Origin of the sequence: Solicola agrisoli (genome assembly GCF_049059935.1) — a bacterium.
Taxonomy (GTDB): domain Bacteria; phylum Actinomycetota; class Actinomycetes; order Propionibacteriales; family Nocardioidaceae; genus JAURVT01.
On record NZ_JBMGQR010000092.1, the window covers coordinates 1 to 14,728 of the forward strand.

Annotated in this window: 16 protein-coding genes; 3 read left to right on the top strand and 13 right to left on the bottom strand. The window is 73.2% G+C overall.

Features of this window, described 5'->3' with window-relative positions; translation table 11 throughout:
• The 7 genes from ACI6PP_RS20735 to ACI6PP_RS20765 all read right to left on the bottom strand — a co-directional run.
• A partial coding sequence (locus tag ACI6PP_RS20735; RefSeq protein ID WP_421113600.1) for a TauD/TfdA dioxygenase family protein occupies window positions 1–896 on the bottom strand: 896 nt, incomplete at its 3' end.
• Window positions 897–992: 96 nt separating this feature from the next.
• Window positions 993–1,604, bottom strand: coding sequence for a regulatory protein RecX (locus tag ACI6PP_RS20740; protein WP_421113601.1), 612 nt, complete (start codon window positions 1,602–1,604; stop codon window positions 993–995).
• The gene (recA, locus tag ACI6PP_RS20745) at window positions 1,604–2,650 is read right to left on the bottom strand and encodes a recombinase RecA (RefSeq protein ID WP_421113602.1); all 1,047 of its coding nucleotides are present in this window, start codon (window positions 2,648–2,650) and stop codon (window positions 1,604–1,606) included. The genes ACI6PP_RS20740 and recA overlap by 1 nt, the downstream gene beginning before the upstream one ends.
• A 169-nt stretch (window positions 2,651–2,819) precedes the next feature.
• On the bottom strand, window positions 2,820–3,443 hold the full coding sequence (locus tag ACI6PP_RS20750; RefSeq protein WP_421113603.1) for a hypothetical protein: 624 nt from the start codon (window positions 3,441–3,443) through the stop codon (window positions 2,820–2,822).
• Complete coding sequence (locus ACI6PP_RS20755) at window positions 3,440–4,096, bottom strand: class I SAM-dependent methyltransferase (protein WP_421113616.1); 657 nt, start codon at window positions 4,094–4,096, stop codon at window positions 3,440–3,442. Before ACI6PP_RS20755 ends, ACI6PP_RS20750 begins: the two co-directional genes overlap by 4 nt.
• 5 nt (window positions 4,097–4,101) lie before the next feature.
• Window positions 4,102–4,809 carry a TIGR04282 family arsenosugar biosynthesis glycosyltransferase gene (locus ACI6PP_RS20760; protein WP_421113604.1) on the bottom strand — a complete coding sequence of 236 codons (708 nt, stop codon included), beginning with the start codon at window positions 4,807–4,809 and terminating at the stop codon, window positions 4,102–4,104.
• Window positions 4,806–5,489: a glycosyltransferase family 2 protein gene (locus ACI6PP_RS20765; RefSeq protein WP_421113605.1), complete on the bottom strand. Its 684-nt coding sequence runs from the start codon at window positions 5,487–5,489 to the stop codon at window positions 4,806–4,808. Before ACI6PP_RS20765 ends, ACI6PP_RS20760 begins: the two co-directional genes overlap by 4 nt.
• Before the next feature lie 113 nt (window positions 5,490–5,602).
• Between ACI6PP_RS20765 and ACI6PP_RS20770 the strand changes: the two genes are divergently transcribed.
• Complete coding sequence (locus ACI6PP_RS20770; protein ID WP_421113606.1) at window positions 5,603–6,958, top strand: DUF2339 domain-containing protein; 1,356 nt, start codon at window positions 5,603–5,605, stop codon at window positions 6,956–6,958.
• Window positions 6,959–7,074: 116 nt separating this feature from the next.
• Here the strand turns inward: ACI6PP_RS20770 and ACI6PP_RS20775 are convergent, their stop codons facing one another.
• Together ACI6PP_RS20775 and ACI6PP_RS20780 are read right to left on the bottom strand one after the other, a co-directional pair.
• Window positions 7,075–8,118 carry an NAD-dependent epimerase/dehydratase family protein gene (locus tag ACI6PP_RS20775; protein ID WP_421113607.1) on the bottom strand — a complete coding sequence of 348 codons (1,044 nt, stop codon included), beginning with the start codon at window positions 8,116–8,118 and terminating at the stop codon, window positions 7,075–7,077.
• Window positions 8,115–8,936, bottom strand: coding sequence for an S-methyl-5'-thioadenosine phosphorylase (locus ACI6PP_RS20780; protein WP_421113608.1), 822 nt, complete (start codon window positions 8,934–8,936; stop codon window positions 8,115–8,117). Before ACI6PP_RS20780 ends, ACI6PP_RS20775 begins: the two co-directional genes overlap by 4 nt.
• Window positions 8,937–8,986: 50 nt before the next feature.
• Between ACI6PP_RS20780 and ACI6PP_RS20785 the strand changes: the two genes are divergently transcribed.
• Window positions 8,987–9,970 carry an SDR family NAD(P)-dependent oxidoreductase gene (locus tag ACI6PP_RS20785; RefSeq protein ID WP_421113609.1) on the top strand — a complete coding sequence of 328 codons (984 nt, stop codon included), beginning with the start codon at window positions 8,987–8,989 and terminating at the stop codon, window positions 9,968–9,970.
• A gap of 539 nt (window positions 9,971–10,509) precedes the next feature.
• Here ACI6PP_RS20785 and ACI6PP_RS20790 read toward each other — a convergent pair.
• From ACI6PP_RS20790 to ACI6PP_RS20805, 4 genes are read right to left on the bottom strand one after another with little or no spacing between them, the layout of a single operon-like run.
• Entirely contained in the window at window positions 10,510–10,704 is a 195-nt protein-coding gene (locus tag ACI6PP_RS20790) for a DUF3046 domain-containing protein (RefSeq protein WP_421113610.1), read from the bottom strand.
• A 34-nt stretch (window positions 10,705–10,738) separates the two neighbouring features.
• The gene (locus ACI6PP_RS20795; RefSeq protein WP_421113612.1) at window positions 10,739–11,566 is read right to left on the bottom strand and encodes an ABC transporter permease; all 828 of its coding nucleotides are present in this window, start codon (window positions 11,564–11,566) and stop codon (window positions 10,739–10,741) included.
• The gene (locus ACI6PP_RS20800; RefSeq protein WP_421113613.1) at window positions 11,566–12,351 is read right to left on the bottom strand and encodes an ABC transporter permease; all 786 of its coding nucleotides are present in this window, start codon (window positions 12,349–12,351) and stop codon (window positions 11,566–11,568) included. The genes ACI6PP_RS20795 and ACI6PP_RS20800 overlap by 1 nt, the downstream gene beginning before the upstream one ends.
• A gap of 1 nt (window position 12,352) precedes the next feature.
• Complete coding sequence (locus ACI6PP_RS20805) at window positions 12,353–13,291, bottom strand: ABC transporter ATP-binding protein (RefSeq protein ID WP_421113614.1); 939 nt, start codon at window positions 13,289–13,291, stop codon at window positions 12,353–12,355.
• Window positions 13,292–13,503: 212 nt separating this feature from the next.
• On the opposite strand from ACI6PP_RS20805, the gene ACI6PP_RS20810 reads away from it, so the two are divergent.
• Window positions 13,504–14,728 (top strand): DEAD/DEAH box helicase (locus ACI6PP_RS20810; protein ID WP_421113615.1); only part of this gene is annotated, 1,225 nt, incomplete at its 3' end.

Genomic DNA, 14,728 nt, shown 5'->3' on the forward strand with positions numbered 1-14,728 from the left:
GTCACCGTCTCGTCGGCGACGAAGCCGGACGAGTCGCCCTCGAGCACCCGGCTCGGCTCCCCCGCCACGCTGACCGGGACGTCGCCGGCCACCGTGACGCGACGCATCCGCCGCGGCTGGTCGCCGTAGTCGGCGATGGCGTAGTGCTGGGTGGCCCGGTTGTCCCAGATCGCGACGTCACCGAGGCGCCACGACCAGCGGACGGTGTTCTCCAGGCGCGTGACGTGCGCCTGGACGAGGTCGATCAGGTGGTCCGAGTCGGCGCGCGACAGCCCGACGATCCTCTCGGCGAACTGGCCGAGCACGATCGAGCGCTCGCCGGTCTCGGGGTGGACGCGCACCACCGGGTGCTCGGTGCGGTAGACGGTGCGGCGGAACTCCTCGCCGTAGGCGCGGTCGGACTCGCTGCGCTCGGTCTCGGCCTGTGCGTAGTCGTAGTCGTTGGTGTGCCGAGCCCAGAGTCCCTCGACGAGCGCACGGAGCCCGGGCGTCAGGCTCTCGTACGCGGTGACGGTGTTCGCCCAGGCCGTGTCGCCGCCCGACTCTGGCAGCACCTCCGGACGCAGCACCGAGAACGCCGGCACGCGGTCGACGAAGGTGACGTCGGTGTGCCAGGCGTTGGCCTTGCCACCCTTCTCGGCGTCGAGCGGCAGGACGAAGCCGCCGTCGTGGGTGCTGCGGATCGTCGGGTGCGGCGTGGTCAGCGGGCCCAGCGAGCGGGCGAACGCGACGTGGGCGTCCTCGTCGAGGTGGTGCTGGTCCCGCACGAACGCGACCTTGTGCTCCAGGACCGCCGCACGGACCTCGCGCTGGGTCGCGGCGTCCAGGTCGCCGCCCAGCCGCACCCCCGACAGCTCGGCCCCGATGTTGCCCGCCAACCTGCGCACCTCGACCACGACAACCTCCTCGGCTCTGAACTCGCGTGAGTCAGTGGACCTAGGATGGATCGGCTGGCCGGGTCGTGGACGGACGTCTCAGGAGGCGGACACCGCTCACAGGGAGTCGAGGGCGTCCAGCTCGGCCTCGGCGCCGATCTCCTCGCGGATGACGCCGTACGCCACGCCGGACCCGTAGCCCTTGCGGGCCAGCATGCCGACGAGGCGCTGGGTCCGCTTGGGCTCCTCGACGGTGCGCATCGAGCGGAGCTTCTTGCGGACCAGGGCCCGCGCCGCCTCGCGCTCGGACTCGGCGTCGATCTCCTCGGCGACGGTCTCGCGCACGAGCTCGTCGTCGACGCCCTTGCGGCGCAGCTCCTGGGCGATCACCCGGCCGGACAGGCCACGTGAGCGCTGCCGGGACCGCGCCCACGAGCGGGCGTACTCGGCGTCGTCGATCAGACCGACCGCGGTGAAGCGGTCGAGCAGCGGGCCCGCGACGTCGTCGGGGACCCCGCGGCTGCTCAGCTGCTCGGCGAGGTCGGCGCGGGTGCGGGGCTGGTCGGTGAGGCGCCGCAGCAGGATCTGCCGGGCGAACGACTCGACGTCCGCGTGCGGCCCGAGGTCGATCTCGCCCTCGGGTGGCGCCTCGCGGCCCCGCCGCCGCCCGCGCCCCGTGGGACGCGGGCCGGCGTGCGGGGTGGCCCAGTCGGCCGGGTCGGCGTGCATCAGAAGTCGACGGCGACCACGTCGGCCGGTGCGTCGGCGGGCTCGTCGACGCGGGGGCCGACCCCCATGTGCTCCTTGATGCGCTTCTCGAGCTCGTCGGCGAGGTCGGGGTTGTCGCGCAGGAACCCGCGGGCGTTCTCCTTGCCCTGGCCGAGCTGGTCGCCCTCGTAGGTGTACCAGGCACCGGCCTTGCGCACGAGGCCCGCCTCGACGCCGACGTCGATCAGGGAGCCCTCGCGGCTGATGCCCTGGCCGTACATGATGTCGAACTCGGCCTGCTTGAACGGCGGGGCCATCTTGTTCTTGACCACCTTGACGCGGGTGCGGTTGCCGACCGAGTCGCCACCGTCCTTGAGCGTCTCGATGCGACGCACGTCGAGGCGGATCGACGCGTAGAACTTGAGCGCCTTGCCGCCCGTGGTGGTCTCGGGCGAGCCGAACATGACGCCGATCTTCTCGCGCAGCTGGTTGATGAAGATCGCGGTGGTGCCGGCGCCGTGCAGGGCGCCGGTGAGCTTGCGCAGCGCCTGGCTCATCAGGCGGGCCTGCAGGCCGACGTGGCTGTCGCCCATCTCGCCGTCGATCTCGGCGCGGGGCACCAGGGCCGCCACGGAGTCGATGACGATGATGTCGAGCGCGCCCGAGCGGATCAGCATGTCGGCGATCTCGAGGGCCTGCTCGCCGGAGTCGGGCTGGGAGATCAGCAGCGCGTCGGTGTCGACGCCCAGCTTCTTGGCGTAGTCGGGGTCGAGCGCATGCTCGGCGTCGATGAAGGCGGCGATGCCGCCGGCCTTCTGCGCGTTGGCGACGGCGTGGAGCGCGACGGTGGTCTTTCCCGAGGACTCCGGGCCGTAGATCTCGACCACGCGGCCGCGCGGGAGACCGCCGATGCCCAGGGCGACGTCGAGGGCGGTGGCGCCGGTGGGGATCACCTCGATGGGGACGACGCCGCGCTCGCCCATGCGCATCACCGAGCCCTTGCCGTGTGCGCGCTCGATCTGGGCCATCGCGTTCTCGAGTGCCTTGCCACGGTCGTTTGCAGCCATGTGCGTGATCCTGTTCTGTCGTGTCGGAGTGCGGCCACCTTCGACGCTAGAGGGAGCCACGGACAGTCCGTGGCCACGATGGTCCTCGCTGTGGACGAGGACCCCTCGCACGTCGGCCTGGGGACGACACTAGTCCGAACACCTGTTCGACGGCGAGCGACACGCCCGACTACGACGCGCGGTGCTCCCGACCGTCGACGGACAGCCGCACCGCGGCGTCCAGGTAGGCCTCGACGCCGGCCGGCGCCAGGTCGCTGTCGGCCAGCCCGTCGGCGATCACCTGCCGGTAGGCCTCCCCCGGCACCCCGGGCTCGAGGTCGCGCGAGGTGGTCAGCGTGACCACCGGACGGTCCTCGTGGTCGGGCAGCCGCAGCACCGCGTCGTACTTGGCGCGGGCGGGGTCCAGGCCGGAGGGCAGCGTCAGCAGGTGGGCCGCGCCGACCTCGATGCCGGTGACGTCGCCGTCCCAGGCGAGGTCGGGGACGTTGTTCTCCACCGTCGCGACGTGGACCAGCTGCGAGGGCGTCAGCTCGTAGGTGCGCAGCCGGGTGGTGACGCCCGTGCGGGGCTCGAGCCCGAGGAAGGCCACCGCGCCGTCCCAGCGCACCGACCGACCCGCGAAGTAGAGCGGGTGCGCGCTGGTGGTCCAGCAGGTGCGGCCGTCGAAGGGCTCGGCGGTCGCGGGGTGCGCGCCGAAGCGCGAGGACGCGTCGGCACCGGCGAGGTAGGTGCGGAGCCGCTCGACGAGCGTGTTGGAGCCGTAGCCGGCGTACCAGAGGGTGCCGGGGCTCAACGATCGGCGGCGGGGCGCTGCAGCACCGCGACCGAGCGACCGCCCGAGCAGATCACGTCGCGGGTGACCAAGTTGGTCGCAGCGGTGAGCTCGGGGAGGGCGTCGACGCCCACGTAGGCCCAGCGGAAGTGGCCGCTCATGCGCTCGCCGATGCGCAGGCGGACGTCGTGGCGCGTCATGCCGGTGCCCGTGGGGCCCAGCTCGACGAGGATCGACCCACCGGGGTGGACGAGCCTGCGCGCGTGCGAGAGGAGCTTGACCGGGTCGCCGCCGATGCCGATGTTGCCGTCGGCCAGGATCGCGTGGTCCCACATGCCCATGCCGAACATGCTGGCGTAGACGTCGCGGCACACGGCAGCCGCGCCGCGGACGCGCGTCTGGCGCACGGCCTCGGCGGAGATGTCGACGCCGACGGCGTGGACGCGGCGAGCGGCGAGACCGGCGGTGAGCCGTCCCGGGCCGCAGCCGAGGTCGAGCGTCGTGCCGGTGCAGGCGTCGATGAACAGCTCGTGGTCGACGGCGGTGGCGTCCTGGACCCACTCGTGGACCGCGAGGGGGACCGAGCCTCCGTCGTGGTGGACGAGCTCGGCGGGGTGCCCCGCGAACGCAGCGTCCATGGCCTCGATGGGGCTCAGGTCCTGGATGTCGAGCATCTCGGTCACGCGACTACCTCCTCGTCGGCCGCGGCGGCGGGTCCGGTCTCGTCGTGGTCGGTGTGGGTGCGGTGCGCCTTCAACGCGAGGGCGAACCTGCTCGTCGGCACGAGGGCCGCGACGGCCTCCGCGTCTGCGAGCGTATCGACGTCGGCCAGCACCGGCAGCGGCGCCACGCGCGCGCCGGAGGCGACGAGCGCGTCGTGCGTCAGCGCCCCGGTGTGGTCGGTGGACATCGGGACCTCGGCCAGACAGGTGGCCAGGCCGCCGTGGCGGACCGCCAGCACCCACCAGCCGCCGTCCTCGGCCAGCCCGAGCGCGGCGTCGTGGTGCGTCAGCGCCTCGCCGGCCTGGACCAGCAGCGCCGCGGTGACCTGCGGGGTGTCCATGCCGACCTGCACCACGCCGTGGCCGAGATCGGCCTCGGAGTGTGCGGCGACGAGCCGGTCGGCGAACGTCTCGCCGCGCTGGGGCACCACGTGGTGGGGCGCGATGGCGGCGCGCACCTCGTCGGCGCGCTGGGCGGTGCGGAGGTCGCCGGTCATCGCGACGACGACCGGCCAGCCGGTGCCGGCCGCGGCGTCGAGCGTGTCGAGGAGCGCGGCGGCTGCGAGATCTGCTGCTGCCTCATGCCCGACGTTCGTTCCCAGACGGGTCTTGGCTTGGCCGGCGACGGGCGCCTTGGCCACGACGAGGACGGTGGGGGCGCTCATCTCATCACCTTCGCGAAGTCGTGGATGACGCGCACGGTGCCGCGCACCGAGCCCGACACCTTGGACTTGGTGCCCTTGGCCCGCTCGCGGTACGACACGTCGATCTCGCGGATCGTCCAGCGCGCGGCGGCCGCGCGGCGCATCAGCTCGAGCGGGTAGCCGAACCGTCGGTCCTCGACGCCGAGGTCGAGCAGGGCCTGGCGACGGCAGACCCGCATCGGGGCGAGGTCGTGGATGTCGACGCTGCTGCCGCGGCGGATCGTCCAGGCGAGCGCGGCGGTGCCGGCGCGGGCGTGCCAGGGCCAGACCGTCGACGAGACGGGGCGGCGACGTCCGACGGCCATGTCGGCCTGGCCGTCGCGGACGAGCGCGAGCATGGGGACGAGGTCGGCGGGGTCCATCGAGCCGTCGCCGTCGATCACCGCGACGTACTCGGCGGTGGCCGCGAGCATCCCGGTGTGGACCGCGGCGCCGTAGCCGGGGGCGTCCTCGGTGACGACACGGGCGCCGTGGGCGCGCGCGACGTCGGCGGTGCCGTCGGTCGAACCGTTGTCGACGACGATCGCCGAGAAGCCCTCCGGGACGGCCGCCAGCACGGGCGGCAGCGCCGGTGCCTCGTCGCGACAGGGGATCACCAGGTCGCACACGGTCACCGCGCGGGCATCGGGACCGAGCGTCATGGTGACGAATTTAGTGCGAACACCTGAGAACCGCCCCTCGAAGACCCCGCGGCGGGCCCGTGACCTGGAGCGATGGCGACGTCCGCGAGGCCCGACCCCCTACCCTGGGGGCCGTGACGACGCCGACGCAGACGCCTGTCCACTCCCCCGGACGGTCGGCGCGTCGCGCCTGGCTCGCGGTCGCCGGCGCGGTGGTGCTCGTGGTCGCCTCCATGCTCTTCCCCGTCATCACGGGCGAGGACGTCCGCGTGCACGCGCCGCCGCTGCACGCCGACTGGGGCCCGGACGTCGGGTTCCACACGCTGCTGCCTCTCGCGGTGGGCGTCGGGCTGCTGCTCGCGTGGCGCTACGTCGTCGAACGACTGGCCTGGCCCTGGTTCCTCGCGGCGTCGTACGCGATGGCGTGGCTGTGGCCGTTCTCACTGGCGATCTCGCTCGGCCGGGCCGGTTTCGCCCGGCTCTACGAGCGTCCGGGCGAGTACCTGCACGACGCCGTCCGCGTGCAGGACGTCGGCGTGATGATGCACGAGTTCGTCGAGCGGATCCCGTACACGCACCCCGACAACTGGCACGTCCACGTCGCCGGCCACCCGCCGGGCGCGCTGCTGTTCTACATCGGCCTGGACCGGATCGGGATCGACGACCCGTTCTGGGTCGGCGTCGTGGTGATGACGCTCGGCGCGACGGGCGTCCTCGCCGGCACGCTGTGCGTCCGGGTGCTGGCCGGCGAGCGCTGGGCGCGCCGCGTCGCGCCGTGGCTCGTGCTCGCGCCGCTCGCGATCTGGATGAGCCAGGGCGACGCGCTCTTCATGGCCGTCGCCGCGTGGGGTCTGGCGCTGCTGGCCGTCGCGGCCACCCGCGCGTCCACCCGGTCGCGCGCGGCCTGGGGCGTGGCCGCCGGCCTCGTCCTCGGGCTGTGCGTCTTCCTCTCGTACGGCCTGGTGCTGCTCGGGATCCTGGCGCTCGCGGTGCTGTGGCTGACGCGACGCTGGTCGGTGCTGCCCTTCGCGCTCGCCGGGGCCCTGGTGGTCACCGCGGCCTTCACCGTCGCCGGGTTCTCCTGGTGGGAGGCCTACCCGGTGCTCGTCGAGCGCTACAACGCCGGCATCGCCTCCGAGCGCTCGTACCACTACTGGGTGTGGGCCAACCTCGCGGCGTGGACGTTCAGCGTGGGCCTGGTGACGTGGGCGGCGCTGCCCGAGGCGTTCGCCGCGCTGCGCCGCCGCGAGCCCGTCGCGGTGCTCGCCGTCGCCGGGTTCGTCACGATCCTGCTGGCCACCCTGTCGGGCATGAGCAAGGCCGAGGTGGAGCGGATCTGGATGCCGTTCTCGCTGTTCGTGCTGATGGCGTGCGCCTACCTGCCGTCGCGCTGGCGGATGCCCGCCCTGGCCACCAACGTGCTCCTCGGCCTGGCGATCCAGACGCTCTACATCATCCCCGTGCTCGCCCTGGCGCGGAGCCCCCAGTAGCGGTCCGCGGTCCGGCCCGTCCGCGACTCGACGGGTTGGCGGGGTTCCCGAGCGCGGGAACCCCGCCAACCCATCGGATCGGGGACGGGGGCGAGTCGGCGCGGGGTCGGCCGCCGTCAGCGGGTGCGGAGCGGCGCCGTCGCGAGCTCGGCGATGCCGTCGTCGGGGGCGACCTGGGCGGTGAAGCCCAGCTGGTCGCGCGCCTTGTCGGGCGAGGCGGCCACGTGCCGGACGTCGAAGGCGCGGTAGTCGCCGGTGAGGACGGGCTCGTCACCGCAGGCGGCCTGCGACAGCCGGCGCGCCATCTCGCCGATCGTGTAGCGCTGCCCGGAGCACACGTTGTAGGCCTCGAGGCCGGGGGCCTGGTCGCCGACGGCCTCGATCGCGGCGAGGTTGGCGCGGGCGAGGTCGTGCACGTGCACGAAGTCGCGCACCTGCTGCCCGTCCTCGAAGACGCGGGGCGCCTCGCCGCGGGCGATGGCCGAGCGGAAGATCGCGGCGACGCCCGAGTACGGGGTGTCGGCGGGCATGCCCGGGCCGTAGACGTTGTGGTACCGCAGCGCGACGGCCCGCGACCCCTCGAGCGTGCACCACGCGTCGGCGTAGTGCTCCTGCGCGACCTTGGACGCGGCGTAGCTGGTGCGGGGCGCGAACGCGGTGTCCTCGCCGATCAGGTGCCACTCGATCGGGCCGTCGCAGTGCGGGCAGCGCGGGTCGTAGCGGCCCTGCGAGAGGTCCTCCTCACGACGCGTCGCGGGAGGAACGTCACCGTGAGTGGGGCAGGTGTACCGGCCGTCGCCGTAGACCACCATCGACGACGCGAGCACGAGCCGTCCGACGTTCGCCCGGGCCATCGCCGCGAGCAGCACGGCGGTGCCGAGGTCGTTGTGCGTGGCGTAGTCGGGCAGGTCCTGGGCGTCGACGCCGTTGCCGACCATCGCCGCCTGGTGGCAGACGACGTCGACGTCGGCGAGCAGCGGGTCGAGGTCACCCGGGACGCGGACGTCGCCGCGCACCGTGCCCTCGGGCAGCGTGGCGTCCGGCCCGTGCGCCTGGAGCAGCAGCGCGTCGAGGCCGACGACGTCGTGCCCGGCCTCGCGGACCACCCGTGCGACGTGCTGGCCGATGAAGCCGGCGGAGCCCGTCAGCAGGACCTTCACGGCAGCTCGAACGGCAGGTGCAGGCCGTCGAGGGCCGAGAACGCGGGGTCGTCGCCGTCGAGGTCGACCGTGGCGGCCACGCCGCGCAGGGTGTCGCGCAGCAGGTCGGTGTAGCGGCCGAAGACCGCGAACACGTCCTCCTGGTTGACCGACGTGCCGGTCTCGACGCCGGCGTCGTGGTCGGTGACGAGCGCGACGGTGGCGTAGGCCATCGCCAGCTCGCGGGCGAGGACGGCCTCGGGGTGCCCGGTCATGTTGACGACGTCCCAGCCCTGCCGGGCGTACCACTGCGACTCGGCGCGGGTGGAGAAGCGCGGGCCCTCGATGACGACCATCGTGCCGCCGTCGACGGGCTCCTGGCCGGCGCCCCGCAGGCCGTCGAGCAGGGCCGTGCGCAGGGCCGGCGAGTACGGGTCGCCGAACGAGACGTGGTTGGCGCCGGTGTCGTAGAACGTCTGGGTGCGGCCGGTGGTGCGGTCGACGAGCTGGTCGGGGACGACGAGCGTGCCGGGGCCGTGCTCGGCCTGCAGACCCCCGACGGCGCACGGGGCGAGGATCCAGCGGACGCCGAGGCTGCGCAGCGCCCAGAGGTTGGCGCGGTAGTTGACCTTGTGGGCCGGGAACTGGTGGTCGCGGCCGTGGCGGGGCAGGAACGCGACGCGGCGCGGGCCGGCGTCGGTCTCGACGGTGCCCACCGCGACCGGGGACGACGGGTCGCCGAACGGCGTGCTCACCTCGACGTCCTCGGCGCCGTCGAGGAAGGTGTAGAAGCCGCTGCCACCGATGACCGCGAGCTGCGGCCTGTCGTCGTTCGTCATGACCCCGAGCCTAGATGCGGCGCTGTTCGGCGCTCCGTAGGGTTGCGTGCATGGCCCCCCACGCGCTCACCGGCATCGCCGAGACCCTGCTCGACAAGACGATCCTCCCGGGGTACTCCAAGATCGGCTACAGCCTGCGCAAGCGCTGGTGGCCCGCCGACGCCGAGCCCGGGTCGCTCATCGGCAAGCGGGTGGTCGTGACGGGTGGCAGCTCGGGCCTGGGCCGCGCCACCGCCGCCGGCATCGCCGAGCTCGGGGCGATCGTGCACCTCGTCGGGCGCAAGGCCTCGCGCCTGGAGGAGTCGGCCGGGCTGATCCGCCGCGACGTCCCCACCGCCGACGTCGTCATCGAGGAGTGCGACGTCAGCGACCTCGACGCCGTCCGCGCCTGGTGCGACGACCTCAAGGGCCGGATCGGCGCGCTCCACGGCATCGTCCACGACGCCGGCGTGATGCCGCCCGAGCGCACCGAGACCGCCCAGGGCCACGAGATGGCGCTGGCCACCCACGTCCTCGGCCCGTTCCTGATGACCGAGCTGCTGCGCGAGAACCTCGCCGAGGAGGGCTACGCGCGCGTCGTGTGGATGTCGTCCGGCGGCATGTACTCCGCGCCGTTCACGCACGAGGTGGCGACGGACCTGGAGTACCGCAAGGGCGAGTACAACGGCACCCGCTCCTACGCCCGCACCAAGCGGATGCAGGTGGTCGTCGCCGCGATGCTCTCCGAGCGCCTCGCCGGCGACGGGATCTTCGTGCACAGCCTGCACCCGGGCTGGGCCGCCACCCCGGGCGTCACCGACTCGCTGCCCGGCTTCGCCAAGATCGCCAAGCCGATCCTGCGCACCGCAGAGCAGGGCGCCGACACCGCCGTGTGGCTGATCGGGTCGGACGAGGCCGTCCAGACCACCGGCCAGTTCTGGCAGGACCGCCGTCCGCGTCCGATGACGTTCGTCCCCTCCCAGCTCGAGGAGGCCGAGGACCGCCAGCTCCTCTGGGACTACTGCTGCGAGGCGACGGGCGTCACGCCGGCGTAGGGGCTGGGGTCCTGGGCTGTCTTCCAGCGGTGACTCCCCGGTCGGTGCGGTGAGCGACGACGGGCGCACCTACGGACGAGGGTCGTGGTCGCGAGGGTGGGCGGCCGGCCTCGGGTCCCACAGGGCGAGACGGTCGAGGTACTGACCGCGGCAAACAGTTGCGAACCACGGTGAATTCACCACGTTTCGCGACGCTTTGCCCCGGTCGGTGTGACCGCTGAGGCCGGTGGTGGCGAGCCGTCCACCCACCGAGACAGAGCGCCCGGCCGCGGCGAGCCCGCGGCGCCCACCCCGCCCGTAGCTGCCTGTCGGCGAGCACCCCAGCGGAGCCGCACCCGAACCCGGCGAACGCCCCCAGCGCTCTCGGTCCGGCAGCTCCAGCGGCGCCCACACCGTCCAGGGCGCACCTCCCGACGGGGTTTCGCAAGTCGCGGAGGTGATCGCCGAGGCGCGTGGCCCGGCCGCGGCGCCCAACCCCGCCCGTAGCTGCCTGTCGGCGAGCACCCCAGCGGAGCCGCACCGGAACCCGGCGAACGCGCTCAGCGCTCCCGGTCGGGGAGCTCCAGCGACGCCCACACGGCACGCCAGACGGTCTTGGGCTGCTCACCGGAGGCGAGGGCCTCGTCGACGGTGCGGCTGCCGAGCTCGCCGAGCACCTGGGTGCTGGCCCAGACCTGGGCGTAGCCGAGGCCGAGGTGCTGCTCCATCCGGTCCCAGAACTCGCTGTGCCTCACGCGGCCAGTATGCGTCGGGCCACCGACAGCCCGGTCACGACGTGAGCAGGGTGCCGAGGCGCCGTGACGTGACCCACAGGCCGACGCACCCCATCACCAGCAGGTACGCGACGTGGCCGAGCGCCTCCCACCCGACGGTGCCGGTGGTGAGGGCCCGCTCGAGGGCGACGCCCTGGTACAGCGGGGTGGCCTGGACGACGAGCTGCAGCGCCCCGGGGTAGGTGGCGAGCGGGTAGAAGGTGGCCGAGAACAGGAACATCGGCATGATCGCCAGCTGGACGTACTCGAAGTCCTGCCAGGTGCGCATGTAGGTGGTCAGGGCCATCGCCGCCCCGGCGAACCCGAACGCGATCAGCACCGCCGCGGGCAGCGCGAGGAGCGTCCACCACGACTCGGCGTACCCCAGCGCGACCATGAGCAGCACGAACGCCGCGGAGTAGATGCCGCCGCGGGTGAGCGACCAGGTGACCTCGGCGGTGGCGACGTCGCGCGGCCGCAGCGGCGTGGCCAGGATCGTGTCGTAGAGCTTCTCGAACTTGAGCCGGAAGAACACGCCGTAGGTGGCGTCGAAGATCGCGCCGTTCATCGCCGCGGCGGCGAGCATCGCCGGCGCGATGAACTCCGCGTACGGGACGGCGGTGCCGTCGTCGAGGCGCACGGTGCCCACGAGCGCGGCCACGCCGATGCCGATCGACAGCAGGTAGAACGCCGGCTCGAGCATGCCGGTGAGGAACACGACCCACGACCGTCGGTAGACGAGCAGCGTCCGCTCGAGGATGCGCAGCGCGCCGCCGCGGGTGCTGGGCACCGGGGTGAGGCGCAGCGCCAGGGACGGCGGCGCCGACCGCATCGAGCCGGCCATCACACGCCTCCGTCGGCGAGCCGGCGCTCGAACCGGCTGCGGGCGAGCAGCCAGCCGGCGACGACCCACAGCGCCAGGTAGGCCAGGTGCCCGAGCAGCGCGAGCGCGTCGACGCGGTCGGTGGTGAGCATGCGGGTGGACTCGACGCCGTGCCACACCGGCGTCAGCCAGGCCACCGCCTGCAGCACGCCCGGCAGCTGCGAGATCGGGAAGAACGCGCCGGAGAACAACGTCATCGGCAGGATGCCGAGGCGGAACAGCAGGGCGAACGCGGTGTCGTCCTCGATGCTGGCCGACAGCGCGAGCACCGGCATCGCGTACGCCAGCCCGAGGAGCGCCCCGACGAGCACGGCGGCGACGCCGCCGGCGACCGAGGCCACCGTGCCGAACGCGACGAGCACCACCATCATCACCGCGCAGGTGAGCGTCAGGCGGACGGCCAGGTAGGCGACCAGGCCGTTGAGGACGTCGACGACGCGCAGCGGGGTGGCGATGCGCGCGGTGTAGACCGGCTCCCACTTGAAGGCGACCCACACCGGGTAGGTGGACTCCCCGACCGCGGTGGTCATCGCGTTGGTGGCGAGCATGCCCGGGGCGATGAACGCGAGGTAGGTGACGCCGAGGTCGCCCGGACCACGGTCGACGTAGCCGCCGAGGCCGAGCCCCATCGCGAGCAGGAAGAAGACCGGCAGCAGCGTGTACGACACGATGCCGCCGCGCCAGGTGCGAAGGAACAGCGTCCAGAAGTAGGCCCGTTGACGCAGGACCATGTCGATCGCGGTCATCTCACTCCCCCAGCGACCGGCCGGTGAGGCGCAGGAAGACGTCCTCGAGGCTCGAGCGGCGCACCAGCGTGCTGACGGGGACGACGCCGCGCGCGGCCACCTCCTCGAGCACCCGCTCGCCGGAGTCGGCGTACAGCAGGACGCGGTCGGGCAGCACCTCGACCCGGTCGGCGAGGTCGGCGACCTTCTCGGCGACCGCCTCGTTCTCGCCGATGCCCATGCGGATCTCGGTGACCTCGCGGGTGGAGTAGCGCGCGATCAGCTCGGCCGGCGACCCCTCGGCGGCGAACCGGCCCTGGTCCATGACGACGAGCCGGTCGCACAGCTGCTCGGCCTCGTCCATGTAGTGCGTGGTGAGGACGAGCGTGACGCCGGTCTGCTTGAGCCGGTACAGCTGGTCCCACACGACGTGGCGCGCCTGCGGGTCCAGACCGGTGGTGGGCTCGTCGAGGAGGAGCAGCTCAGGCGAGTTGACCAGCGACCGCGCGATCGTCAGCCGCCGCTTCATGCCGCCGGACAGCGCCGAGATCTTGTCGCCGGACTTCTCGCCGAGGTGGACGAAGTCGAGCAGCTCGTCGGCACGGGCGCCGCAGTCGGCGCGCGACATGCCGAAGTAGCGCCCGTAGACCGTCAGGTTCTCGCGGACGGTGAGCTCGGAGTCGAGGGTGTCCTCCTGCGGGCAGACGCCGATGCGCGCGCGGATCGCCGACCCGTCGGTGCGCGGGTCGAGCCCGAGGATGCGCAGCGTGCCCGACGTGGGCGGCGAGACAGCCGCCACCATGCGCATCGTGGACGACTTGCCGGCCCCGTTGGGCCCGAGGAACCCGAACGCCTCGCCGGCCCGGACGTCGACCTCGATCCCGTCGACCGCCGTGAAGTCGCCGTAGCGCTTGACGAGGTCGCGGGCGTGGACGAGGGATCCCGGGGTGGCGTCGCTCACCTGCGCGACACTAGGCCAGGCGCACGACAGGACTCCACGGTGTTTTCGCGGACGGGCGTCCGTCGCACCCGTCCCGTCCGTCCCACTCGGCACGGAGAACCGTCCCGGCACCCGGGAAGTTCTCCAGGTGCCGGGGCAGATTCCCAGGTATACCTGGGAAACCGTCACACCAGCACCCGGCGCTTGTCGGACCCGTGGGCGAGGATGGGCAGATGAGTGCGCGCCCGGGGCCGGACCCGGTCCTCGACCGGTTCTCGCCGGCCACCCGCGAGTGGTTCGCCGGCGCGTTCGACGCGCCCACCACCGCGCAGGTGGGGGCGTGGGAGGCGATCTCCGACGGCGCGCACGCCCTGGTCGTGGCGCCCACCGGCTCGGGCAAGACGCTGTCGGCGTTCCTGTGGTCGCTCGACCGCCTGGCCACCACTCCCCCGCCCGCCGAGCCCCTGCAGCGCACCCGCGTCCTGTACGTGTCGCCGCTCAAGGCCCTGGCGGTCGACGTCGAGCGCAACCTGCGCGCCCCGCTCGTCGGCATCACGCAGACCGCCAAGCGGCTCGGGGTCGACGCGCCCACGATCACGGTCGGCGTCCGCTCGGGCGACACCCCGCAGCAGGAGCGGCGGGCCATGGCCACCAAGCCGCCCGACATCCTCATCACCACCCCCGAGTCGCTGTTCCTGATGCTCACCTCGGCCGTGCGCGAGACGCTCGCCGGCGTCGAGACGGTCATCGTCGACGAGGTGCACGCCGTGGCGGCCACCAAGCGCGGTGCCCACCTGGCGCTCTCGCTCGAGCGCCTCGACGACCTCCTGCGCGAGCACGACGCCCGTCCGGCCCAGCGCATCGGGCTGTCGGCCACCGTCCGTCCGCACGAGGAGGTCGCGCGCTTCCTCGGCGGGCAGGCGCCCGTCACGATCGTGGCGCCCACGTCCACCAAGCAGTGGGACCTCTCGGTGGTGGTGCCCGTCGCCGACATGACCGAGCTCGGCACCGCGGCCCCCGTCGAGGGCTCGGCGGCCGGCGACGTCGAGCGTCAAGCCTCCATCTGGCCGCACGTCGAGGAGCGCGTGGTCGACCTCGTCTACGCGCACCGCACGTCCATCGTCTTCGCCAACTCGCGGCGGCTCTCCGAGCGCCTCACCGCCCGTCTCAACGAGATCCACACCGACCGCGTCGCGCTCCTCCAGGCGAGCCCCGACGACGTCGTCGGCGCGTCCCGGCCGCCCGCGCAGATCATGGCGCAGGCCGGCGCCACCGAGGGCGCGGCTCCCACGCTCGCGCGCTCCCACCACGGGTCGGTGTCCAAGGAGCAGCGTGCCCTGATCGAGGACGACCTCAAGTCGGGCCGCATCCCGTGCGTCGTGGCCACCAGCTCCCTCGAGCTCGGCATCGACATGGGCGCGGTCGACCTCGTGATCCAGGTCGAGTCGCCGCCGTCGG

Excerpts from the sequence above, each read along its gene's own strand:
- ACI6PP_RS20740 (WP_421113601.1), bottom strand. The coding sequence starts at position 1,604 with ATGCACGCCGACCCGGCCGACTGGGCCACCCCGCACGCCGGCCCGCGT.
- recA (WP_421113602.1), bottom strand. The coding sequence starts at position 2,650 with ATGGCTGCAAACGACCGTGGCAAGGCACTCGAGAACGCGATGGCCCAG.
- ACI6PP_RS20755 (WP_421113616.1), bottom strand. The coding sequence starts at position 4,096 with ATGCTCGACATCCAGGACCTGAGCCCCATCGAGGCCATGGACGCTGCG.
- ACI6PP_RS20760 (WP_421113604.1), bottom strand. The coding sequence starts at position 4,809 with ATGAGCGCCCCCACCGTCCTCGTCGTGGCCAAGGCGCCCGTCGCCGGC.
- ACI6PP_RS20765 (WP_421113605.1), bottom strand. The coding sequence starts at position 5,489 with ATGACGCTCGGTCCCGATGCCCGCGCGGTGACCGTGTGCGACCTGGTG.
- ACI6PP_RS20780 (WP_421113608.1), bottom strand. The coding sequence starts at position 8,936 with ATGACGAACGACGACAGGCCGCAGCTCGCGGTCATCGGTGGCAGCGGC.
- ACI6PP_RS20785 (WP_421113609.1), top strand. The coding sequence starts at position 8,987 with ATGGCCCCCCACGCGCTCACCGGCATCGCCGAGACCCTGCTCGACAAG.
- ACI6PP_RS20795 (WP_421113612.1), bottom strand. The coding sequence starts at position 11,566 with ATGGCCGGCTCGATGCGGTCGGCGCCGCCGTCCCTGGCGCTGCGCCTC.
- ACI6PP_RS20800 (WP_421113613.1), bottom strand. The coding sequence starts at position 12,351 with ATGACCGCGATCGACATGGTCCTGCGTCAACGGGCCTACTTCTGGACG.